We start from the raw sequence: 23,244 nt of genomic DNA, 5'->3' as shown, positions 1-23,244 counted from the left end.
GGCCGTCGATCTCAACCTCGACCCGTATCCGATGTTCCGTCGGCTGCGCGATGATGCACCGTTGTACTACAACGACACTCACGATTTTTACGCGGTCAGCCGGTTCGATGACGTCAACCGCGTTCTGGTGGACCACGCCGCGTTCAGCTCCGCGCGCGGCGCGGTGCTGGAAATCATCAAGACGGACATGGAAATCCCGTCCGGACTGCTGGTCTTCGAGGACCCGCCCGTCCACGACATCCACCGCAACCTGCTGTCACGTGCCTTCACCCCACGCAAGATCAATGCCCTTGAGCCGAAAGTCCGGGAGTTCACCGCCCATTGCCTGGACCCACTCGTCGGCGCGGATCGCTTCGATTTCGTCACCCAACTCGGGGCGATCATGCCGTTGCGCGTCGTCGGCATGTTGTTCGGTATCCCCGAGGATTTCCAACACCGGGTGCAGGAAGACGGTGACCGTTTCGTGCGCACCGAGCGCGGCGCCCAGATGACCGACAACCCCGACGGCCCGATCACCGACGGCCAGCTGTTCGCCGAGTTCATCGAGTGGCGGGCCAACCATCCGGGCGACGACCTGACCACCGAGCTGCTCGACGCCGAGTTCACGGACGAGACGGGCACCACCCGCAAGTTGCGGCGCGACGAACTGCTGATGTTCATGAATGTCGTTGCGGTGGCAGGGTCGGAGACGACGACCAGGTTGATCGGGTGGGCCGGCAAGCTGCTGTCCGAGCATCCCGACCAGCGGCGCCGGCTGGTGGCCGACCGCTCTCTGCTGCCGGGCGCCATCGAGGAGATCCTGCGGTATGAGCCGCCGGCGCTGCAGGTGGCCCGGTCGGTCAACCACGATGTCGAGTTGCATGGCCGCACGGTTCCCCGGGGCAGCGCGTTGCTCGCCCTGGTCGGCGCGGCAAATCGCGATGAGCGCCGGTTCGGCGCCGACGCCGAGGTTTTCGACATCACCCGGCCCGTGCGCCAGCACCTCACCTTCGGCGTCGGCGCGCACTACTGCCTGGGCAATGCGCTGGCGCGTATCGAGGGCCGGATCGCGCTGGACGAGATGCTGACCCGCTTTCCGGATTGGGAGGTCGACCTCGACAGTGCGGTGTTCTCGTCGTCGTCGGTGGTGCGCGGCTGGGACAGCATGCCGGCCCACGTCTGAAACTGTGATCCGCCTGTGCGGCGACATCCGTGGTGCTAACGTTCGCGTCAGTTCGTAGACCCGAGACAGGTGGTCGAGATGGCAGCTCACGATCGTGACTGGACCACACCGGCCGCGGTAGCCATTCCCCCGGAAGGTTATTTCGAACTCGAGCGTGGCCGCTACGGCCCGGTATATCCACGGACTCCGGCCTGCCATGGTTTCTCCATCATCGCCAAGGTCAAGGAGGGCCGCGAGGCGACGGTCCGGGCATATGGAAAAACCATCGAGGAGACCATTGCGGCAAGCCCAGAGGCTCTGGCGCCGCTCAAGTTGCACTACTTGCGGTGGAATCTCTTCGATGTCGGTTCGGGTCTGCACTTCCAGTACATGGGCATCTTCGACACCGATTTCGACAAGTACACCGAGGACGCGGTCCAGCTGTTCAGCGCGACCGGCATCACCACCACCTTCACCCAACTCGAGGGGTTCCCGGAGGACTGGAAAGAGAATCCGGAAGCCTTCATCAAGTTCGTGCGCGATCATCAGGTGCCGAGCTTCCTGGAGTACGGCGAGTACCCGTACGTGACGGCCGACGAGATCAAAAAGGCGCTACGGCTGAAGGCCGCGTTCTCCGACATGCTCGATCAGATGCAGTAATCCACGCCGGTGCTCGAACTCGACGACATCCAGCACATCCTGCTGACCCGCACCCCGGCCATCACCGGGCGATATGAATTCCTGACCTTCGGCACCCCGGCCGGCGGGCGGGCCTGGCTCTCGGAGCTGCTGGACAAGACCCAGTCGGCCGCTGCAGCAGCCGCCACAATGGACGAATCCGACCGGTGGGTGACGCTGGCGTTCACCTGGGCCGGCCTGCGCGCACTCGGAGTCCCGCAGGACTCGCTGTCCACGTTCCCGGATGCGTTCCGTGAAGGGATGACCTCCCGCGCGGCCATTCTGGGCGACATCGGCAGCAGCGCCCCTGAGCACTGGGTGGGCGGGCTGGCCGGTGACGACCTGCACGCCATCGCGATCCTGTTCTCGCGCACCGACGAACAGTACCGGCGGTCCATCGCCGAGCACGACAAGTTGTTGGCCCGCACCGACGGGGTGCGCAGCCTGTCCTACCTGGACCTCAACGCGACGCCGCCGTTCAACTACGCCCATGACCATTTCGGATTTCGGGACCGGCTGTCTCAGCCGGTGATCCAAGGATCAGGCGAGGAGCCCACACCGGGATCCGGCGCGGCCCTCGCGGCCGGAGAGTTCATCCTCGGCTATCCCGACGAGAATGGGCCGGTGGCCGGGCTTCCACAACCAGAGCTGTTGTCGCGTAACGGAAGCTATATGGCCTACCGGCGACTCGAGGAACATGTCGCGGTGTTCCGCGAATACCTGCGCGAGAACTCCGAGAGCCCCGAGGGGGCGGATCTCCTCGCAGCGAAGTTCATGGGCCGCTGGCGCAGTGGCGCACCGCTGGTACTCAGCCCGGACAAAGACGACCCCGAACTGGGCGCCGATCCCCTGCGCAACAACGACTTCAACTATCAGGAGATGGATCCACACGGATACGCGTGCCCGCTGGGCTCGCATGCCCGCCGGCTCAATCCCCGCGACACTGCGCACTACATGAACCGGCGCAGGATGATTCGCCGCGGGGCCACCTACGGCCCCGCATTGCCCGACGAGGCACCCGACGACGGCCTGGACCGGGGTATCGCGGCCTTCATCATCTGCGCGGACTTGGTGCGCCAATTCGAGTTCGCGCAGAACGTGTGGATCAACGACGAGCGTTTCCACGAACTCGGCAACGAACACGACCCGATCTGCGGCGCCCAGGACGGCACCCTGGACTTCACCGTCCCGAGGCGGCCGATCCGCAAGGTACACAAAGGGATACCCGCGTTCACCACCCTCAAGGGTGGTGCGTACTTTTTCCTGCCCGGTATCTCCGCCATGCGCTATCTGGCAGGCCTGCCGTGAGCGGTGCACGGACCTACAACCAGACCCATGTTGCCCGGCCGCACGACGGGCGCCGCAGGATCAGCATCTACTGGACCTGGAGTTATCCCTGGGAGGCGCAACGGGATCCGGCCGCGATGGAGAACCGTTTCTCCACCATCACCGAGGTGCGCAACGTGTTGTGGCCGGCCTATGAGGCACCGGAGTACAGCGCCGCACACTTCCTGCAGGGCATCGCCGGCACCCTCGAGCTGTTCCACCGCTCCACCCTGGCCTTCCAAGAGGTGGCGCTGGCGGCGACCGGGCACCCACCCGCGGTGTTCCAGCGCATCGACCAGGCCGGCTATCGGTTGCCCATCGACGAGCGTGTGCTCGACGACTGCGACACCCTGATGGTGTTCGGACTCGACCATCTGCTCGCCCAGGAGGAAGCCTCGGCCGACGAGGTCGCGGCGATCCGGCAGTGGCTCCGCCGCGAGGGCACCTGCCTGCTGCTGGCCCCGCACCACGACGTCGGAAACACCGACGACTACCCGCGGCGCCAGGTCGAGTACGAGCATCATGGTGATCCGTTGGTCCCGCGCCAGCAGCGGTTCAGTCGGTACACCCGCTCGCTGATGAAAGCCCTTGGTGTACCGGTGCACAACAAGTGGGGGCTGCGGCCTGCGGTGATTCCGGGCACCCGCGACATCGCACCGCTGACCACGCGCAACGACCTGGACGCGCTCGGGTTGTTGAGCAATGTCACCACCTTCAACTTCCACCCGCATCTGCCGCATTACGAGCTGACCGCACCGGAGAGCGACGCACTGCGCCTGCTGGGCCGCCAGCCGGTCGACATCGGTCGACCGCACCCGTTCATCGAGGCCGGCAACACCGAATTCAACGCCTTGATCTGGCTGCCGCCGGCCGATGACCGGGCCGGTGACATCGTGCTGGTCGACTCCACGCACTTCACCACGCTGTTCGGTGGCACCGACAGCCTCAAGAACTTCTGGAACAACCTCGCGACGATGCGTTAGGTCAGGTCAGAACGGCGGTGGCGATCGGTCGACGGCGACGCGTATCGCTTGTCGAAACCGGATGAGACACGTCCACGCGGGATTGTTGCCGGACAGCCGCTACGGAGTCGGCGCGGGCACCGCCGGTGCCACGGGCGCAGGCGCGGCCGGCGGGAAGAGCGAGTTGATCGCCGCTTGAATCGGATCCACCGGCGCCGGCGCCGGAACCGACTCGGCCGCCGGTACCGGGGCCTGTTGCTCGGGCGGCGGACCCGGCAGCGGACCGGGACCCTGCTCGACCGGCAGCGGCACGGGCGGCGTCACGGCAGGAGCGGGCACGGCGGCGGGCAGCGGTTCGGGAGCAGCCACGGGAATCTGCTGATTCTCGACGGGGATGACCGGGAACTCGGCGGGCTGCCCCGCTTCCACCGGCAGGATCGGCTCGGAGTACACCGGTGGCAGCGCGGCGTCCGGTTGTTGTTGCGGCACCGCGAGCTCCTGGGCCGGAGCCGCGGGTGCCGGAGCCGGGATCGAGCCGACGATCTGCGACGTACCCGCGGCGGGGCTCACCGGCTGGTCGGCGGTGGTCAGCGGAGCCGGCACGTCGGGGCCACCGAACTGCGATCCCACCGCCAGCAGGCCGACCACCGCGGTGACGGCCGCCGCCCCTGCCATCGTGACCAGCCGAGCGGGTGACGCGTCCTTCACCCACCCCTTCAGACGGTGGATGGCACCGGCATCGGAAGCAGCCGGCACCGTATTGGTCGCCACGGCGCGGGCCGCGTCGTGCGCCGGGGTGAAGCACGTCGTGGGCACCGCCACGGTGATCGAGTCGTCGGCATCGGGATCGTCGGCATCAGGCCCGTCGGCATCCGGTTCGACGTCGACATCGAGCAGAACCGTCAGATCGGCCTCGGTGAGGGTGACAGCGCGCGCAGCGGCGGTGTGCACCGCGCTGTCTTCGGTGGTGGGAGCGGTGGCGCGCATCCGGATGGAACGGACATCGCCATTGCCGGAGTCCTTGAGCGTGCTGATCAACTGCGCGGCCTGCGCCGCCACCTCGTCGGTCCAGGTGACGCCGATCGACTCGACTTCGTGCCCGGATGCCGTGGCGATGGCTTGCGCGCCGCGGACCGCCGCCAAGCCGCGGGTATGCAGGTCATCGACGGTATCGACACCGAATGCGTCGTCGTCCAGAGTGACCGATTCGGGTGCTGCGCCGTCAACCAGGACCCAGCCGACCCCGGCCGATGTCACCGACAGTCCCAGTACCGTCTTCACCCGTGGCCCAACTCCTGTCACATCGTTCACATCCCGCCGCGGACAACCGCGCCGAGCATAGTTTGCTCGCTCAGGTACGGCATCTCGAAGAGAAAACGCGAATCGATGTCGTACTGGGACCATCGGCTGGTCCTGAACCGACGTTACCCGGACACCATCATGGGTCACCGACACGGAGGTCAGAACGGATTTCGGCCGCCAGGCGCCTCGATCATCCGGGCCAGCTCGGTCGTGACGTATCTGGTCACCGCGTGCGCGAAGACATCGGCATCGTGCAGCGCCAGGTTTGGCGTCCGGCGGGCACTCGCGGAAGCCTATCCGTGCAACAGGCCGGGCGTCAGCGCCCGAAACCAGCCTTGCGCAGCGCTTCCGCCATGGCGCCGGCCGCCGGGCGGGAGTCCTGCCGAGCGTTGTTGTTCCCGCGGTTCTGGTTCTGATTGCGGCGCGGAGCGTTGGAAGTCCGCTCGGGGCGTTTGCTCTGCGCGGCCTGCGGATCGTCGTTGAGTCGTAGCGTCAGCCCGATGCGCTGACGTTCGACGTCGACGTCGACCACCTTGACGCGCACCACCTGACCGGACTTGACCACCTCGTGCGGATCCGAGATGAACCGGTCGGCCATCGCGGACACATGCACCAACCCGTCCTGGTGCACGCCGACGTCCACGAATGCGCCGAACGCCGCGACATTGGTCACCACCCCTTCGAGCACCATGCCGGCCTTGAGGTCACCCACCTTCTCCACACCGGCGGCGAAGGTGGCGGTGGAGAACGCGGGCCGCGGGTCGCGGCCCGGCTTCTCCAGTTCGGCCAGGATGTCGGTGACCGTCGGGATGCCGAACCGGTCATCGGCGAACTCCGCCGGCTTCAGCGTCCGCAGCGATCGCTCGTCGCCGATCAGCTCACCGAGGGTCACTCCGGCACGGTCCAGGATGCGCCGCACCACCGGATAGGACTCCGGGTGCACGCCGGACGCATCCAGCGGGTCGTTTCCGCCGGTGATTCGCAGGAATCCCGCACACTGTTCGAAAGCCTTGGGGCCCAGGCGCGGAACCTCCAAGAGCGCCTTGCGGTTCGGGAAGGCACCGGTCTTCTCCCGATGCGAGACGATGGACTCGGCCAGCGACTCGGTCACCCCGGACACCCGGGACAGCAGCGGCACCGACGCGGTGTTCAGATCGACACCGACCGCGTTCACCGCGTCCTCCACGACGGCGTCCAAGCTGCGGGCCAGCGTGCCGGGGGTGATGTCGTGCTGGTACTGCCCGACACCGATGGACTTCGGGTCGATCTTCACCAATTCGGCCAGCGGATCCTGCAGCCGGCGGGCGATGGAGACCGCACCGCGGATGGTGACATCGAGGTCGGGCAGTTCGTGGGCGGCATAGGCCGAGGCCGAGTACACCGAGGCACCGGCCTCGCTGACCATGGCCTTGGTGGGTGCCTGGGCGCCCGCGGCGCGGATGTCGGCGATGAGTTCGGTTGCCAGGGCGTCGGTTTCGCGCGAGGCGGTGCCGTTGCCGATCGCGATGAGCTGCACACCGTGGCGGGCCACCAGTGCGGCCAGCGTCGCCTTGGCGTTGTCCCATTGCTTCTGCGGCTGGTGCGGGAAGATGGCGCAGCTGTCGACCACCTTGCCCGTCGCGTCGACCACCGCGACCTTGACGCCGGTCCGGAAGCCGGGGTCCAAGCCCAAGGTGGTCCGGGTGCCTGCGGGCGCGGCCAGCAGCAGGTCCTTGAGGTTGCGCGCGAAGACCGCGACGGCCTCCTCTTCGGCGCGCTGCCGCAACTTGATTCGGGCGTCCACCGAGGCCGAGATCATCAGCTTGGTGCGCCATGCCAGGCGCGCCGTCGCGGCCAGCCACGGTGTCGCCGGGCCCGTCGCGGACATGTCGATGCCCAGCGACTGCGCCACCCTGGCCTGATAGACCTCGTCCTCACCGCCGTCGAGGGTCAGCGAGAGCGCCTCCTCCTTCTCACCGCGCAGTACCGCCAGCACCCGGTGCGAGGGCATTTTCTCCAGCGGCTCGGCGAAGTCGAAGTAGTCACGGAACTTTTGGGCGGCAGCGCTTTTCGCGGCGTCATCGGACCACGGCCGGGTCCGCAGCGTGCCGTCGGCCCAGAACTTCGCCCGCACCTCCCCCACCAGCTCGGCGTCCTCGGCGGCCCGTTCGATGAGGATGTGCCGGGCACCATCCAGCGCGGCCGCGGCATCGGCGACCTCTGCACCGAGGAATTCGGCGGCAATCTGCTCGGGCACCAGGGTGGGATCGGTCAGCAGGCGGTCGGCCAGCGGTTCCAGGCCGGCTTCCCGGGCGATCTGCGCTTTGGTGCGCCGCTTGGGCTTGTACGGCAGGTAGATGTCCTCGATCCGGGCCTTCGTGTCCGCCGCGAGCAGCGCGGCCTTCAACTCGTCGGTCAGCTTGCCCTGTTCCCCGATGGAGGCCAGCACGGCATCGCGGCGCTGATCGAGTTCACGCAGGTACTGCAGGCGCTCCTCCAGGGTGCGCAGCTGCCCGTCGTCCAGGCTGCCGGTGGCCTCCTTGCGGTACCGGGCGATGAACGGCACCGTGGCACCCCCGTCCAGAAGCGCCACCGCGGCCGCTACCTGGCCTTCCGCGACGGCCAGTTCCTCAGCGAGACGGGTGTTTACAGATTTGACGGTGCGTACTGCGCTCTGACTCACCCGGTGGACCCTACCGAATGGTGGGGACAGGTCCGGGCAACGCCACCGCGAGCCGGGCCGTGGCAGCCGCCACCAGGAAAGCGGCCAGCGCGGTGAAGCCCTGCACCCCGCTCAACCCGTACTTCGCCATCAGCAGCACTGCCACACCCGCCAGACACACCAGCACGCCCGCCGCCACCGAACGTGCGCCCGTCGCCTTCGCCGGGCGGTCCCACCACGGCAGCGGGCGGTGCTCCAGGGGCGAGAGCAGCATGAACAGGGCCACCATCACGATGCCGAACACCACCTCGCGCAATGCGAGCAGACCCCAGAATCCCGGCGCGTGCACGTCATAGGCGTCCAGCCCGACGGCGTGCAGGCCGAAGGTGGCCACCGCGATGGCGGGGATGTGCCAGAGGTACAGCGTCATCGCTCCCCCGTTGCCGGTCGCGATGACGCGCCACACCCGCGGCCGCTGCGCCCACCGGCGGATCGGCCCGGCCGCGGCGACGAACAGCAACGACATCCAGGTGCAGTGCAGGGCCAACAGCGTGGTCGGGGGCGAGACGTTGGACATCCGGTCAGTCCCGGTGACCACCAGGGACACGTCGTACGGGCCGGTCGCGGCGAGCAGCACCTGGGCGGCCAGCGCGACGGCGGCACCGGCCAGCGCGGTGATCGGAGGGATCAGCGTTCGGGCGTAGGCCACGCCGATGACCACCGGGATGAGCCATACGATGACGAAGTTGGCCAATCCAGCCTCGGGTGTGCCGACGGCGAACCGCAGGGCGTCGAACGCCGCGGCGGCGGCGAGCAGGCCGGCCAGCACCCCGGCCGTGGTGCCCAGGCTGCGCAGCCGGGTCAGCGCCGGCACGAAGGCCAATACCACCAGGTAGACCCCGAGGAACCACAGCAGTGCGACGCATTCGCGGCCCAGCCCCGCCGCGGATTCCGCGCCGAGGATCGCGCGGGCGGCCAGCAGGGCCACCGCCCAGAACGCCAGATACCAGAAAACCGGACGGCACAATCGCTGTGCCCGGGTGAACAGCCATGTGCCCCAAGCAGATCGGCCCGGATGCCAACCGTAGGCGCCGGCAGCGCCGCCGGCCAGAAAGAACAGCGGCATCACCTGTAGTACCCAGGTGACCGGTGCCAGCGCAGGCAGTTCACCGAGAATGTTCCCGATGCGCAGACCGTGGGTGTCGATGGTGGCCAGCAGTAGCGCACAGTGCCCGATGACCACCACCACCAGAGCGGCCAAGCGGGCCACGTCGATGGCACGGTCGCGGACCGGGGTGACCGCGTCGGTCTGCGTGTTCACGGAGTCGGTGATCGCCATGAGACCAGCCTGCCTGAACTACGGACGGCACGGATGAGTAGGACTACGCGATTCGCGGCTGGGGCGAGCGAAGCGACGGGGAGATCTATGGCAGCGAGGCGATCAGCGGCGTGTCCACGCCGACCCTGCCGAGCGAGGCGGCACCGCCGGGCGCGCCGAGCGGTTCGTCTCGGCCCGTCAGCACCTCGCCGAAGAACGCCGCGTTGTCGGCCAGGTACGGCATCTGGTCCTCCGGGAGGTCGGTCTCGTAGTAGATCGCGTCCTCCTCACAAGCGATGCGGCAGGCGCCGCAGTCCACGCATTCGTCGGGGTTGATGTACATGGTGCGGGCACCTTCGTAGATGCAGTCGACAGGGCATTCCGCGACGCATGACTTGTGCATGACGTCCACACAGGCGTTTCCGATCACGTAGGTCATGACCGCGACGCTACGGAGTGGGCGCCGTGGTATCGCCTGTCGAAGGCACTCGAAATCAGGGACCAAAGTCCCTGTTGCGGGTGGCGCCCCACAACCCGACGCCGATGCCGACCACCGCGCCACCCAGGCCGATGATCCGCTGACCGCGGGTCAGGTCGTGATGCACGCTGGCCCCGCCCAGCAGGTCGGCGGCGTCGGCGCCGCCGGAGGCCAAGAACCACCCGCGGGTGTCCCGGCCGCGCAGTCCGGCGGCCAGCAACAGCCCGCCGATCAGGGCGTCGCGATAACCCATGGAGCGCAACAACAGACGTGCCGATGGTCCGGGATCGTTGGGCTCGCCCCACAGCCGGTTGGCGCGCAGCGGGTCGACGAGAAAGGACACCCCGGAAGCAAGACGGATGCTGCCCGCGACGAGAGCGGCGCGATCTTTCGGCATGGCTGGCAGCGTAGAACGCGAGTCAGACCGCGATGGCCGATTCCGGGAAGGTGACCGGCAGCGGTGTCGAGTCGCCGGGAGGGATCACGCCCGCACCGGTCAGCAGACCCACCAGATTACCCAGCACGTTGGTCGTCTGGAAAAGCACGTCCGCGACGAACTGCACCGGGAGCACCGAGATCGAGGCGATGGTGCTGATCAGGAAAATGCCCTGATTGGCCACGGCCTGCAGCTGCGCGACGAGACCGTCGGTGAACTGGTTCAGGAAGTACGGGATCGAGGCGAAGATGGTGCGCACGCTCAGTCGCACCTGGGTGCCGAGGTCCGGGTAGCCGATATCGGCGATCGCATCCTTGAGTGCATCTTTGACGCCGTTGGCGGGCGTGGCACCGGGGCCGTGCGCGGTCAGCGGCACGCCGTCGAAATCGCTGGACAGCGGCGCGCCGAACAGGCTCAGGATCGTCGGCGTGACGTCGGCGATCGAGTACTGCAGGTTGACTTTCCCGTCCCCGAAATCAGGTCCATCAGCGACGACGAAAGTCGTTGTCTCGGTGGGAGTCTGGAACCCGTGGCCGAATCCCAGCTGCGGCTGGTGGCCGTGGTCGGTGACGACCAGCACGGTCCAGTCCTCCCCCGTGGCAGTCTCGCGGTCGGCGACCGCCTTCAGGATCAGCCGGAGGTTCTCATCGGTGCGGGTCAGCGCGTCCGCGTACTGAGTGGAAGCGCCGCCGTGCGCATGGCCGTTCTCGTCGACCTGGACCAGATAGCTGAACAGGAAGTTCGGGACGTCCTGGTATCCCTGGTCGAGGCCCAGGATCGTCTTGACGGTCTCGTCGGTCACCGCGGCATCGGTCTGCGACCAGTTGGTGTCGCCGGCCACGCGTGGTATCAGCACGGACTGATCCGCACCGTAGGTGCCCGCGCTGGAAATGTCGGTGATCACATCCCAGTCGGCGATGGTCTTGGTGACGGTGTTCCGATTCCAGGCCTCCAGCCGGTCGAACACCGTGTGCCAGACGTTGTACACCTGCGGGTTGAAGATGTTGTTGATCACCCCGCTCTTGGTGTCCCACACGCCGGTCAGCATGGTCGTCCAGGACGGGTTGGAGATGGTGGTGTGGCCCTGGATACTGGATGCGCCGGAGGTGCTGGTGTCCAGTAGGTCGAGGAAATTCTGGTTGTCGCCGTTCTCGTCGTTACCGAGCAGCCGGCCCAGGCTGGTGCCGTCGATACCGATCACCAGCACGTGCTGCGTTGGGGCAGCGGCGATCTGAGCGACGGCGTCACCGGCGCTGGTGCTCATGTTGCGGCTGCGGGTGGTGGCGGTGGCCGTGGCCAGATTCGAGGTAGCCGGGGTGGCGGGCACCAGTGGCAGCGGAAGCGGTACCGGGTCGGGCGCCGGTGCGGGCGTGGCGGGCAGCGCCACCGAGAGCGTGGGCGCCGTGCCGACGGCCGGCGTGGCGGGTGGGCTCGGTTCCGTGGCCGTGGTGATCTGGTGGCTGACCGCCGGTGCCGCGACGGTGTCATCGGCTTTGCCGACCGGCGCGTCCAGTGTCACGGTCTTGCGCTTGGACGTCGTGGTGCTTGCGGCTGCCACGTCCACCGATTCGGTTGTCTTGGCGTCCTTTTCGCCTGCCGTTCGGCGCGTCTTGGGTTTGGTCCCCCGCTTGGTGGCGCTGGAGGATTCGGCGCTCGAAGCGGGTTTCGTGGAAGACGTCGTGGTGGCGGCATCCGCCTTGGGCGTCGACGTGCCGGCGCCCCCACCGGTGCTGTCGCCACCGTCGCCGGCGGAGCTGTTCGAGCCCGAGTCGGCCGGATCGGCGTAGGCCACCGCAGTGGCCGCGACAGACCCGGCGCCGGCGATCACACCGGCCACGGCGACACCGAGGCACACTTGTTTGACCGTCTTCACGAGATATCTCCGATCCGCTGTTCGAGACTGGAGGGTACGCGGCCGCTGCCAGGATCCACACAGGTTTGGTTATCCGCGGCCGAGGGTGTTCAGACTGGCGTAACGCCGTGAACCGGAGATGGCGAACATCCAATGTTTGCCGGACGGACTGATTACAGTGCTGTTCGTGGGCGTGAAGCTACTGGCCGGCGGTCGCGGCCGCGGGTTGGCTCTCGCGGCGTCGCTGGCGGTGTCCGCGGCCATGGTCTATGCCCAGACCACCACGCCCACACCGGATGCCACCGCGACGACTGTGCCGCGTCAGACATCGGCCGCCCCCGTACCGACGGCGACCGTCACCACCACCAAGGCCGAGTTGCTGGCGGCCAGTGCGCCGTCGGAGGAAGCACGCGTATTCGACTTCCCGCTCAACAAGGGCATCACCCCCGAGGGCGGGCTGCAGATCAAGACCATCTGGGTCGCGCGCGCTATCAGCATGATGTTCCCGGAGATCAAAACCATCGGCGGGTACCGCCAGGATCCATTGAAATGGCATCCCAACGGACTGGCGATCGACGTGATGATCCCGAACTACCACTCCGACGCCGGTATCGAACTCGGCAACCAGATCGCCGGGTATGCCCTTGCCAACGCGGAACGCTGGGGCGTGCTGCATGTGATCTGGCGGCAGGGCTTCTATCCCGGCATCGGCGCACCCAGCTGGACCGCCGACTACGGCAACGAGACCGCCAACCACTTCGACCACGTGCACATCGCGACCGACGGCGGTGGATATCCGACCGGGCATGAGATGTACTACCTGGGGTCGATGCAGTCCTAGGGAGGACGCAGCCGGTGCGTCACCGGCTGCCGAACCCAGTGCCGCACAATCGACGGATGGACACGTCGCCGCTTCGCGATCGCGCGGCACGATTCATCGTCGACTCCGATCCGGGCCGATTGCGGCTGCGTAGCGCCGCGGCCACCACCCTGTCGCTGGTGTTGGCCATCGTCGCCCTGCTGACCTTCACCCGGGTCACCCATCAACCGGTCACCGTGGCCATGCTCGGCGCCATCGTCGCCATGCAATCGTCGGCGGCGGTCAAGGACAAGCGCCAACACAGCCGGGTTGTCACCACGCTGCTGTTGGTGTTCCCCGCGGTGGGAGCGGCGACGTTGGCGGCGATGCTCGCACCGTTCGGCGTGATCGCCGACGTCGGCTTCATCGCTGTGCTGTTCGCCGCCGTCTGGGTGCGCCGGTTCGGTCCGCGGGGCAATGCGCTCGGGATGGTCGCGTTCATGGCGTATTTCTTCACGCTGTTCATCCACGCCACTCCCGGGCAGCTACCGGTACTCACCGCCGCCATCGCGGTCGGAATCGGCTCCACTCTGTTCGTGCGCACGGTGGTCTTTCCCGATCGGCCGCGCGCGGAAGTGCAACACCTGGTGCGGGCGTTGCGCGGGGTATCGGTCACGGTGCTGGATTCGGTGACCAAGGATCGCAAGAAGCACGACCTGGCATCGGTCCGGCGCCGCCTGGACAAACTGGGTGAGACCGCGCTGATGATCGATGACTGGCTGGGGCGGCACGACGCGGCGCAGTCACTCAGCGTGACCAGTGATGACCTCGCGCTGCGGGTCTTCGACGCACAGATCTCGGTCGAGCAGATGGCCGGCTTGCTCTGGGGGCTGGATTCGGCTGCCGCGTGGACCGGCGGCCTCGTCGACACCATCATCGCCCTTCGAATGTGCCTGCAGGACAAGCCGTCCGATGATGAGCTGCGGGCGGCCCGCAAGAGCGCGGCCGCCGCTGCCGACCGTGCCGACGCCGCCACGACGGCAGGTGTCGCGACCGTCGTCGGCTACCGCGCCGTGCAGGCACACCTTGCCATCCACCACATCACCACCAACGCGTTGGGCACCGCGGATACCACCGAGCCGGAACCCGACACGTCGCCCGACGGCGACGAGAAGTCGGGCTTGAATCCCAGCACAAAAGCGGCCATCCAGGTGGCGGTCGCCACCAGCGCGGCCACCGTCCTCGGCGAGCTGATCTCCCCCGACCGGTGGTACTGGGCGGTGCTGACCGCCTTCCTGGTCTTCACCGGCGTCTCCACCCGCGGCGAAATACTGACCCGGGTCGGTCATCGCATCGTGGGCACCATCGCCGGGGTGGTCGCGGGGGTGCTGCTGGCCACGCTGATCGGGCAGCATCCGCCGGTACAGATTGTGGTGCTGGTCTTCTGCGTGTTCTGCGCCTTCTATCTGGTGACCATCGCCTACGCGTGGTTGACGTTCTTCGTCACGGTCGTGCTGGCGATGTTGTACGGACTGCTGGGCAATTTCAGCGTCGAAGTCCTCGAGCTGCGCATCGCCGAAACCGCGGCGGGCGGGGCGGTCGGCATCGCGTCGGCGTACTTCGTGTTCACCACCGGCACGCGCGCAACGTTCGTCGAGAAGACGGGCGACTACTTCGATCGGCTGACCGAGGTGATCGACGCGGGCATCGACTCGGTGCTCGCGCCGGGCGGTGACACCGATCTCGTGGCGCAGACGCGCAATCTGGACAACGCGCTGCAGGAGGTGGTGAAGGCCGGGAAACCGCTGCAGTTGGGGCCCGCGGTCCGTAGTCGGCGCGGCGCGGCGCGGCTGGTGCGCGGGCTGCAGGCGGGAAACCGCTCCGCGCACGCTCTGGCCCGGGCCGGTGTCAATGCCGCCAGGGCCGACCCGGACACCGCGGTGCCCGCGGTCACCGCCGTCGCGCTGCGAAAAGCCGCGAACCATGTCTGCGACACCATCGCCGACGTCCAGCAGATGATTGCCGGAGACAATGAACAGATCCCGGGAAAGCGCACGGCGGCAATGATTGTGGATGTGATGACGACGTCGGACATTCCGCCCGGCCCGGTGCGCGCCGCGGTGCGGGCGCTGAACAATCTGGACCGGACGCTGGCCGAGGTGACCAGCCGGGTGTGAAGATGCCTGCGGTTTCTCGGCGCGCCGAAACCGGGTTCGGACGGGTGGGCGCGATGATACGGATGTGGTTGTTGATGCGAATGTGACGTCCGCCGAGCAGCGGGTGTGGACGATGCCCACCTCCCGGGTGACCCGCGAGCAGGCCGACGAGGTAGGCCGCATCGCCCTCAAGGCCGGTGAGCGCGGTGTCCGGTTCCTGGCCGCGACCGCGCGATACGGTGCGGGCGTGCTGCGCGGGGTGGCCCGCGCGTTCGAGGCGGTGCCGCCTGCCCTGCGCCGGTTGATCTTCATGGGCGTCATCGTGTTGTCCGGCATCGTCGGCGCGATCGCACTGCACGGACCGTTCAGCGTGGTGTGCATCGTGGTGGTTGTCCCGGTCTCCTCGATCGCCGTCGGCGTGCTGGGACAGCGCTGGTACGGCGCATCTGCCGCTCCGGCGTCGGACCTGCACCGCTCGGTCGAATACGTCGACAAGAAGCTCACGCTGGCCCTCAACTCGTTCGGCGCCGAGCGTCACCAGCACGCGATGATCGCCCTCTTCCAGGCCAAGACGGCCGTCGAACTCACGCTCGGGACCGAGCAGGATGCGACGAGCCACGTCGAGGCCTTGCTGTCGCTCGACGACCACAACAACCGCCCGCGGATCCGGGCCGGCCTGGCGGCATCGTGAACGGGGAGCGTCTCCGCGGTCGAGTCGCGCTCGTCGAGGACGACTACACCCTGGTCATCAACCGCGGCGCGCAGGCAGGCGTGACACCCGGGATGGTCTTCGCCGTACACGCCGAATCGGGTCAGGTGATCACCGATCCCGAGTCCGGCCGAGAATTGGGCCGGCTCGCCCGGGAGAAGCTTCGGGTACGCGTGTTCGACGTCCAGCCGCTGTTCGCGCGGGCCCATACCTTCGCCAGGACCGATGACTTCTACGGCCTGTTCCAGGCGACCGCCGAGGTCACGATCGACATCGGTGACAGCGTCGAACTGGTTTCCGGCGGCGCCCGGTCCGAACAGGTCAATCGCGGGGCCTGAGCAGCCAGGCCGGCACCCCGGAAAGGCCTCGTCGGAATCGGCGCCGCCTTGCGAATGATATCGATAACTGTCAATATCGATGAATGTCGAATTCAAGGGTCGTCACGGCCGACCCGGAGGCCTGTTGCGCGCCGGGGGCACTGCTGCGTGAACCGCTGTCGGCGGCCGAAGCCACCGACATGGCCGTCAAGCTCAAGGCGCTCGCCGATCCGGTTCGGCTGCAACTGTTTTCCGCGATCGCCAGCCGCGAGGGCGGGGAGGCATGTGTCTGCGACGTCTCCGACGGGCTGCAGGTGTCACAGCCGACGGTGTCGCATCACCTCAAGGTCCTCCGCGACGCCGGGCTGCTCACCTCACAGCGCCGCGCGTCCTGGGTGTACTACACCGTCGTCGCCGACGCACTGTCCAGCCTTGCGGTGCTGTTGGGCACCAACACCCGGCTGCCAGTCACCGCATGACCGACACCACCAGTTCCGCACCGGCGGTCGTGGGCAAGCTGTCCACCCTGGACCGGTTCCTGCCGATCTGGATCGGCGCAGCGATGGTCGCCGGACTGCTGCTCGGCCGGTGGATCCCCGGTCTGAACACCGCGCTGGAAAAGGTTCAGGTGGACGGGATTTCACTGCCGATCGCCTTGGGTCTGCTGATCATGATGTATCCGGTGCTGGCGAAAGTTCGCTACGACCGTCTGGACACCGTCACCGGGGACCGCAAACTGCTGGTGTCCTCGCTTCTGCTGAACTGGGTGCTCGGCCCGGCACTCATGTTCGCGCTGGCCTGGCTGATGTTGGCGGACCTGCCCGAATACCGCACGGGACTGATCATCGTCGGCCTGGCCCGCTGCATTGCGATGGTGATCATCTGGAACGACCTGGCCTGCGGGGACCGTGAAGCGGCCGCCGTCCTGGTGGCGCTGAACTCGATATTCCAGGTCGTCATGTTCGCCGTCCTGGGCTGGTTCTACCTGTCGGTGCTGCCGGGCTGGCTCGGTCTGGAGCAGACCACGATCACCACCTCGCCCTGGCAGATCGCCAAATCGGTGCTCATCTTTCTGGGCATTCCGCTGGCCGCCGGCTACCTGTCGCGGCGCCTGGGCGAGAAGACCAAGGGCCGCGACTGGTACGAATCGACTTTCCTGCCCCGCATCGGGCCGTGGGCGTTGTACGGCCTGCTGTTCACCATCGTCATTCTCTTTGCGCTACAAGGCGATCAAATCACCAGCCGGCCGCTTGACGTCGTCCGCATCTCGCTGCCGTTGCTCGCGTACTTCGCGATCATGTGGGGCGGCGGTTACCTGCTTGGGGTGCTGCTCGACCTCGGCTATGAACGCACCACCACGCTGGCGTTCACCGCCGCCGGCAACAACTTCGAACTCGCCATCGCCGTGGCGATCGCCACCTACGGCGCCACCTCGGGGCAAGCCCTGGCCGGTGTCGTCGGGCCGCTGATCGAGGTGCCGGTCCTGGTGGCGCTGGTCTACGTGTCGCTGGCCCTGCGAAAGCGCTTCAGCCACCACTCCTCTGAGCATCTGCCCGCGGACGTGACGACGAGAACGGAACCCACCTCATGACCGACACTCCGAAGGTGCTGTTCGTGTGCGTCAGCAACAACGGCAAATCCGTGATGGCCCAAGGCCTGATGCACCACATCGCCGGTGATCGAATCGACGCGACGTCCGCGGGGACCAAAGCCAAACCCGGCGTGAACGCCCAATCCGTCGACGTGCTTGCCGAGCTGGGCGTCGACATCAGCGCCCATCAAGCCACCCAACTGACCGACGACCTCGTTGCCGCCGCCGACCTGGTCGTCGTCCTGGGCACCCAGGCTCACGTCGACCCGGTCGGTGGCACCCCCGTCGAAATCTGGGACACCGACGAACCGTCCCTGCGCGGCATCGAGGGTTTCGAACGAATGCGGCTGATCCGCGACGATATCGGCAGCCGCGTCACCGAATTGACCACCCGCCTGACCCCACCTGCCGGCTAGTGCCCGCGTTGGCCCTTGGCGTCGTGGCCATGGCAAGGACGGCCGCGACCGCACCGGCCAGACCGAGGACCACGAACATCGCCGGGTAACCGGGCAGCCGGCTGGCCAGCGCCGCGCCGACAAACGGCCCCAGCGCTGTCGTGATCATGACCGGGGCGGACAGAATGCCACTGAGATGCCCGTAATGCGCGGCGCCCCAACGGTCGGTGACGGCGGTGGCCTGTAGCAGCGTCATGATGCCACGCACCACCCCCGCGGTGACTGCCACGGCAACGAGCGCGAAGAGCGAGGTGAACACCCCGAGCAACGCAGTGCTGACCGCGACTCCTGCCATGATCGCGACCGTGCGGGGCACCACGCCCATCCGCTCGGCCAGCTTGCGATAGCCGAGCCGACCGAGCACCTGGCCGGCACCGCCCAGGCCGAGGGCCACGGCGGCGGCACTGGTGCCAAAACCTCGTTGCGCCATCAACGGCACCAGGTTGACGATGACGGCATAGGAGGCCAGCGCCGACAGAGCGAACGCGGCGGTCAGCGCGCGGAATGGCCGACTGCGCGCGATCTGAGTCGGTGCTTCGAGGTGATGAGTGTGGGTATGCGCCGGCCATGGCCGGCGCAGCCCGAACAGATGCGCCGGGATGGTCACCACCGCCAGTACCGCGGCCAGTACCAAATAGCTTTGCCGCCAACTGAAGTGACTCGCCAGTGCCGCGGTCAACGGTGCGAAGACGGTGCTCGCCAAACCTGCCACCAATGTCAGCAACGTCAGTGCGCGCACGGCGTCAGGGGCGAAGTAACGGGTCAGCGCCGCGAACGCCGGGGCATAGAACACCCCGCTCATCGCCACACCAGCGAGAATCCACGCTCCCACGAAACACGGATAGTTGGGGGCGGCGACGACCGCCAATAGTGCCAGCACGCCCAACACCGACCCGGCGGTCATGATCCAGCGCGGGCCGTGGCGGTCCAGCCACCGTCCCACGATGATGCCCATCAGCGCCGAGGTCATCAGTCCGGCCGAGAAGGCACCGGTCACCGCGGGGGCCGACCACCCCGTGTCAGCGCTGATGCGCCCCGAGAGCACGGTGAAGGCGTAGTACAGGACACCCCAGCTGGTGATCTCGGTGACGCACAGCGTGACGAGCACCGCCCGCAGTCGATGGCGCGAGGTTATCAGCCAATCGGGTTGAGCGACAAGGACAGTGACTGCGGGCTTGCCGTGGCCCCGCAGCACCCGCCGCCGTTGACCCCGTCGGGATCGTCGAAGAGCCCCGCACCGCCGCAGACGCCGGTGTCGGGCAGGACCAGTTCCACCCGCCGGGCGGCCTCGTGATCACCGGCCAGCTCGGCGGCAATGCTGCGGACCTGCTCGTAGCCGGTCATCGCCAGGAATGTCGGGGCGCGGCCGTAGGACTTCATCCCGACGATGTACAGGTCGGGTTCGGGGTGGCCGAGTTCGGCCGCGCCGTGCGGCGACACACTGCCACACGAATGCAGGTTCGGGTCGATCTCGGGTGCGAGTTTGACCGGGGCCTGCAGGACGGGGTCGAGCTCGACCCGCAGCTCCGACAGGAACGACAGGTCGGGCCGGAATCCGGTCAGCGCCACCACATGATCGGCTGCGGGCAGCGCCTGGCCGTTCTCGGAGACCACCGACGCGCGTCCCGAATCGACTTCGATGCGCTCGGTGCGGAACCCGGTCACCAGCCGCACCAAACCGGTGTCGACCGCCGCGCGCGACCGCACGCCCAGCGCCCCGCGCTGCGGAAGCTCATCGGCCGTGCCGCCGCCGAACGTGTCACCGACAACACCGCGTCGCAACACCCACGACACCGTGGTGGTCGGCTCGTCGCGGACCAGCTCGGCGAGATCGATCACCGCCGTCATGGCCGAGTGGCCACTGCCGATCACCACCACATGCTTGCCGCGGAAGGCGGCGGAGTCGGCAGGTGACGGCGGAACATAGGACACCAGCCCTGCGGCCGCCGCGTCGCGTTCACCGATCGCCGGAACACCTTCTGCGCCGGCGGGATTGGGTTGACCCCACGTGCCGGACGCGTCGATCACCGCTCGCGCGTCGATCCGAGATTCATGATCGCCCGCATCGACGACGTGCACGACGAACGGCTGGTCGGCACGGCCATCGCTGACCAGCCGGTCCCGCCCGCGCCGTGACACAGCCACGACACGCGTGCCGAAACGAACGTGTCGCCCCAGCGCGGTGGCCAGTGGGGTGAGGTACGCGTCGATCCATTCGCGCCCGGTGGGATAACCCGCGTCCGGCGTCGGCCAGCCCGCCGGCTGAAGGAGACGGATGGCCGCGGTGTCGATCAGCTCCGGCCATGGCGAAAAGGTGCGTACGTGGGCCCAATGTTCGATCGCCGCGCCCGCGCCGCTGCCCGCCTCGAGCACCAGTGGCTGCAGTCCACGCTCCAACAAATGCGCGGCCGCCGCGAGACCTTGCGGGCCGGCGCCGATCACCACGACGGGCAGATCACTCATCAGCATTCCTCACATCGACGTTCTTCGATGCGTTAACTTTGGTTGACCCATCGAAGTTTGTCAATACGTGTGCGATGATCGGGTCATGCCCACGACCGCCGGACCCGTCGCCGTCGACGACCTTGCCGCGTGTTGCTCGCCGCGGACCGGTGGTGTCATCAGCACGGACGCCGCCGAGCGACTGGCCGCCGTCTTCAAGGCGCTCGCAGACCCCGCCAGGGTCAAGCTGCTCTCGCTGATCGCGGCGTCCGAGAACGGCGAAGCGTGCATCTGTGACCTCACCGCACCCCTGGAACTGAGCCAGCCCACCGTCTCTCACCACATGAAACAACTCGTCGGCACCGGTCTGGTCAGCCGTGAGCAGCGCGGAAAATGGGCGTACTACCGGGTCGACACACGGGCTCTCAATCAGATCGGCGTCGCGATCTCCACCAATTGGGCGTAACCGCACGGGCAGACTTCGCCTGACGCCGAGCAGAACTATCGCTGCCGCGCCGTGGCGCACCTACCGTTCGACACCGTGACAACGCTTGCCGAACCGGTCGAAGGCAACCCCGGTCTGATCGGACTGCCGCTGATCATCCCTGGCGCGCTGGGCCTGGGAGCGGCCAACACCGGTCTGGTCAGTACGTCGGCGGCGGCGGTGCCGATCCTGGTGTCGGCGACCGCTGTTGGACTGCTCATCACCACCATCTGGTCGGCGGCATTGCGCCAGAACGTCAACGCGACCATCTACGGCACCTTCTTCGGGTTCTACGGCAGCTATGCGGTACTCGCTCTGGGTCTCACGCACGGCTGGTTCGGCATCGCAGCCTCCGATGTTCGCCAGACCACCACGCTGTGGCTGGCCAGTTGGCTACTGGTGATCGGGCTTCTCACCGTGCTCACCCTCCGGCTGCCGTGGCTCTACCCCGCCGTCCTCGCCATCGTCGATGTCGTTCTGGTGCTGTTGATCATCGGCAACCAGACCGGGAGTGTGCTCGCGAACCGCACGGCGGGCTGGCTCGTGTTCGTCTTCGTGGCGGTGGTGATCTACTTCTACTTCGCGGCACTGTGGGAGGAGTTGGGCGGCAGGGCGTTCCCCCTGGGCCGGCCGGTGATCCGTTAAGTCAACCCGTGCACCAGGACGCGGCACTGCGCAGCGATGCGCTGTTCGCGGGCGTACAGAATGCCGAAGGTGAAGCCGTTCTCCCCTGCCGACGTCCCTGCCGTCGTGCCGAGATGCCTCAGCACGTCCATGGCCACGACGGCGTCTTGGTGGTCACCTAGCACCGATTGCACGCGTTTGTGTTCCTTGATCCGTCGCCGCGCCGATCCGTCGACCGGAGCCACCAGTTCGGCGGCGTACCGGGCCCGCTTCGCGGCTTTCCGCGCTCCGTGCAGCAGTGCGGTGTCGTCGTGATCGAGGGCACGCCGCAGGCGGCGCCGCGCTTTCCGGCTGGCTCGCCGAGCGTCATCACGAAGAGCCTGCACTGAAATATCGCCCACCAATGGAGGATTGGTGCGCCACCTCCTCAACGTCTTGAGGATGTCGAGATAGCGCTCGGTCGCCATGGCGTCGTCGATAGCTGTGCGAGCCGGTAGTTCGACGCCCTGCAGGTGGCTGCGTATCCGAGCGTGCACCGGACCCAGGACCAGGTCGGAGGCAATGTCGTCGAGGGCGCCGCCGAATCGCTGTTGCTGTACTTGCGCGTCACGCACGTGGCCCAGCGCTTCGGCGAACCACTTCAGTTCGGCATCGAATGTGCCGACACCGGGATCGAGGTGCCTCGCGAAAACCCGCATGATGCTGCGGGTGCGCCGGATGGCGACCCGGGTGTCGTGAATCGGGTCATGCCCACGGCGCAGCTCGATGTCCCCGCGGATGATCTGGTCGATTTGCGCGTCGAGGTAGACCGCGAACCCTGTGGGCGCCTTGGCCGACGGGCGACGGGACTGGTTCGCACCCGTCGCGCGCGCGAGTTTCGAAGGGTATCGCGGATGGCGCGCCCCGGCGGCTTTCAGCCGTTTGCGCAGGGACTTGGGCACCCGCGCGATACCCGCCCCCAGCTCCACCTCGATTTCACGCCATGCCAGCAAGTCCGCACCGCTGGAGGCTCGGACTCCGTCATCGGCGAGTTCCAGCAGTGTCGCGCCACCTCTCTTGACGCGGTGTCGTCGCCGGTGCGTCCGGATAGTGCTGATATCGCGCAGCGGCTCACCCAATGACACTCCAGCGAGCACGTGAGACAGCTCGTCGGGCATGGATTCCGATGCCGGCCAGTGTAATTCGAGGCGCCCTTGGTCGGCGGGCAGCTTCACGTGCCAGCCGGTGTCGTCGTCACCGCTGCGGTGACGCACCACGATGCCGTGCGCACGTAGGTCATGTTCCGCCGTGTCGTAATAGACGCTTTCCAGGTCGACGACGGCGATTTCGACGTGCGCGCCCGGCACCACGTCATCCAGCGGGGGCACGACGAAGTGGTCACCGACTGTCCACTTGATTTCTCGTTTCAGCTGTTCGTGCATCACCTCGAATGCCCCCACGGGGATGTCTCAAACCTGCGCGAATCGCTGGCGTTGCCGACCCCAAATGCCGCCGGCTTGACCACGGTGCGCAGGCGATTTCGCTTTGCTGGCA

21 protein-coding genes and 1 pseudogene are annotated in these 23,244 nt (G+C 67.3%); 13 read left to right on the top strand and 9 right to left on the bottom strand.

The window, feature by feature from the left end; translation table 11 throughout:
• Positions 1-31 precede the first annotated feature (31 nt).
• From ACXPWS_RS13795 to ACXPWS_RS13780, 4 genes are all read left to right on the top strand, one after another.
• Positions 32-1,162 (top strand): cytochrome P450, encoded by a 1,131-nt coding sequence (locus tag ACXPWS_RS13795; protein ID WP_458713534.1) that lies wholly within the window; start codon positions 32-34, stop codon positions 1,160-1,162.
• Positions 1,163-1,240: 78 nt separating this feature from the next.
• Positions 1,241-1,801 (top strand): hypothetical protein, encoded by a 561-nt coding sequence (locus ACXPWS_RS13790; RefSeq protein WP_458712953.1) that lies wholly within the window; start codon positions 1,241-1,243, stop codon positions 1,799-1,801.
• 9 nt (positions 1,802-1,810) lie between these two features.
• The gene (locus ACXPWS_RS13785) at positions 1,811-3,127 is read left to right on the top strand and encodes a Dyp-type peroxidase (protein WP_458712952.1); all 1,317 of its coding nucleotides are present in this window, start codon (positions 1,811-1,813) and stop codon (positions 3,125-3,127) included.
• Entirely contained in the window at positions 3,124-4,128 is a 1,005-nt protein-coding gene (locus ACXPWS_RS13780) for a hypothetical protein (RefSeq protein ID WP_458712951.1), read from the top strand. The genes ACXPWS_RS13785 and ACXPWS_RS13780 overlap by 4 nt, the downstream gene beginning before the upstream one ends.
• Positions 4,129-4,227: 99 nt before the next feature.
• Here the strand turns inward: ACXPWS_RS13780 and ACXPWS_RS13775 are convergent, their stop codons facing one another.
• The 6 genes from ACXPWS_RS13775 to ACXPWS_RS13750 all read right to left on the bottom strand — a co-directional run bounded on the left by ACXPWS_RS13775 (position 4,228) and on the right by ACXPWS_RS13750 (position 12,155).
• Positions 4,228-5,388, bottom strand: coding sequence for a hypothetical protein (locus tag ACXPWS_RS13775; RefSeq protein WP_458712950.1), 1,161 nt, complete (start codon positions 5,386-5,388; stop codon positions 4,228-4,230).
• A 337-nt stretch (positions 5,389-5,725) separates the two neighbouring features.
• On the bottom strand, positions 5,726-8,071 hold the full coding sequence (locus tag ACXPWS_RS13770; protein ID WP_458712949.1) for a Tex family protein: 2,346 nt from the start codon (positions 8,069-8,071) through the stop codon (positions 5,726-5,728).
• Positions 8,072-8,081: 10 nt separating this feature from the next.
• Positions 8,082-9,389 carry an acyltransferase family protein gene (locus ACXPWS_RS13765; protein WP_458712948.1) on the bottom strand — a complete coding sequence of 436 codons (1,308 nt, stop codon included), beginning with the start codon at positions 9,387-9,389 and terminating at the stop codon, positions 8,082-8,084.
• Between the two features lie 85 nt (positions 9,390-9,474).
• Entirely contained in the window at positions 9,475-9,807 is a 333-nt protein-coding gene (gene fdxA / locus ACXPWS_RS13760) for a ferredoxin (protein WP_458712947.1), read from the bottom strand.
• 55 nt (positions 9,808-9,862) lie between these two features.
• Entirely contained in the window at positions 9,863-10,243 is a 381-nt protein-coding gene (locus ACXPWS_RS13755) for a DUF4267 domain-containing protein (RefSeq protein ID WP_458712946.1), read from the bottom strand.
• 22 nt (positions 10,244-10,265) lie between these two features.
• Positions 10,266-12,155: an alkaline phosphatase family protein gene (locus tag ACXPWS_RS13750; RefSeq protein WP_458712945.1), complete on the bottom strand. Its 1,890-nt coding sequence runs from the start codon at positions 12,153-12,155 to the stop codon at positions 10,266-10,268.
• 166 nt (positions 12,156-12,321) lie between these two features.
• Between ACXPWS_RS13750 and ACXPWS_RS13745 the strand changes: the two genes are divergently transcribed.
• The 7 genes and pseudogenes from ACXPWS_RS13745 to ACXPWS_RS13715 all read left to right on the top strand — a co-directional run bounded on the left by ACXPWS_RS13745 (position 12,322) and on the right by ACXPWS_RS13715 (position 18,122).
• Positions 12,322-12,975: a glycoside hydrolase gene (locus ACXPWS_RS13745; protein WP_458712944.1), complete on the top strand. Its 654-nt coding sequence runs from the start codon at positions 12,322-12,324 to the stop codon at positions 12,973-12,975.
• Positions 12,976-13,031: 56 nt separating this feature from the next.
• Entirely contained in the window at positions 13,032-15,110 is a 2,079-nt protein-coding gene (locus ACXPWS_RS13740) for an FUSC family protein (RefSeq protein WP_458712943.1), read from the top strand.
• Between the two features lie 64 nt (positions 15,111-15,174).
• Positions 15,175-15,780: a hypothetical protein gene (locus tag ACXPWS_RS13735; protein ID WP_458712942.1), complete on the top strand. Its 606-nt coding sequence runs from the start codon at positions 15,175-15,177 to the stop codon at positions 15,778-15,780.
• Positions 15,777-16,136 (top strand): hypothetical protein, encoded by a 360-nt coding sequence (locus tag ACXPWS_RS13730; protein WP_458712941.1) that lies wholly within the window; start codon positions 15,777-15,779, stop codon positions 16,134-16,136. Before ACXPWS_RS13735 ends, ACXPWS_RS13730 begins: the two co-directional genes overlap by 4 nt.
• 83 nt (positions 16,137-16,219) lie before the next feature.
• Positions 16,220-16,594: a metalloregulator ArsR/SmtB family transcription factor gene (locus ACXPWS_RS13725; RefSeq protein ID WP_458712940.1), complete on the top strand. Its 375-nt coding sequence runs from the start codon at positions 16,220-16,222 to the stop codon at positions 16,592-16,594.
• A pseudogene (gene arsB, locus ACXPWS_RS13720) lies at positions 16,591-17,641 on the top strand (ACR3 family arsenite efflux transporter); the annotation flags it as partial. The gene ACXPWS_RS13725 and the pseudogene arsB, both read left to right, overlap by 4 nt.
• 61 nt (positions 17,642-17,702) lie before the next feature.
• On the top strand, positions 17,703-18,122 hold the full coding sequence (locus ACXPWS_RS13715) for an arsenate-mycothiol transferase ArsC (RefSeq protein ID WP_458712939.1): 420 nt from the start codon (positions 17,703-17,705) through the stop codon (positions 18,120-18,122).
• Here ACXPWS_RS13715 and ACXPWS_RS13710 read toward each other — a convergent pair.
• Both ACXPWS_RS13710 and ACXPWS_RS13705 read right to left on the bottom strand, forming a co-directional pair.
• Positions 18,082-19,299, bottom strand: coding sequence for an MFS transporter (locus ACXPWS_RS13710; protein WP_458713533.1), 1,218 nt, complete (start codon positions 19,297-19,299; stop codon positions 18,082-18,084). The two genes, ACXPWS_RS13715 and ACXPWS_RS13710, sit on opposite strands and share 41 nt — an antisense overlap.
• Positions 19,296-20,624: an NAD(P)-binding domain-containing protein gene (locus tag ACXPWS_RS13705; protein WP_458712938.1), complete on the bottom strand. Its 1,329-nt coding sequence runs from the start codon at positions 20,622-20,624 to the stop codon at positions 19,296-19,298. Before ACXPWS_RS13705 ends, ACXPWS_RS13710 begins: the two co-directional genes overlap by 4 nt.
• An 85-nt stretch (positions 20,625-20,709) precedes the next feature.
• On the opposite strand from ACXPWS_RS13705, the gene ACXPWS_RS13700 reads away from it, so the two are divergent.
• Together ACXPWS_RS13700 and ACXPWS_RS13695 are read left to right on the top strand one after the other, a co-directional pair.
• Positions 20,710-21,069 (top strand): ArsR/SmtB family transcription factor, encoded by a 360-nt coding sequence (locus tag ACXPWS_RS13700; RefSeq protein WP_458712937.1) that lies wholly within the window; start codon positions 20,710-20,712, stop codon positions 21,067-21,069.
• 75 nt (positions 21,070-21,144) lie between these two features.
• Complete coding sequence (locus tag ACXPWS_RS13695) at positions 21,145-21,732, top strand: GPR1/FUN34/YaaH family transporter (protein ID WP_458712936.1); 588 nt, start codon at positions 21,145-21,147, stop codon at positions 21,730-21,732.
• Here ACXPWS_RS13695 and ACXPWS_RS13690 read toward each other — a convergent pair.
• Positions 21,729-23,150: a CYTH and CHAD domain-containing protein gene (locus ACXPWS_RS13690; protein ID WP_458712935.1), complete on the bottom strand. Its 1,422-nt coding sequence runs from the start codon at positions 23,148-23,150 to the stop codon at positions 21,729-21,731. The genes ACXPWS_RS13695 and ACXPWS_RS13690 overlap by 4 nt on opposite strands.
• Positions 23,151-23,244 lie beyond the last annotated feature (94 nt).

This window comes from Mycobacterium sp. BMJ-28, from assembly GCF_054404835.1.
The sequence above is the reverse complement of the archived record's forward strand: the minus strand, read 5'-3'. Positions and strand labels throughout refer to the sequence as shown.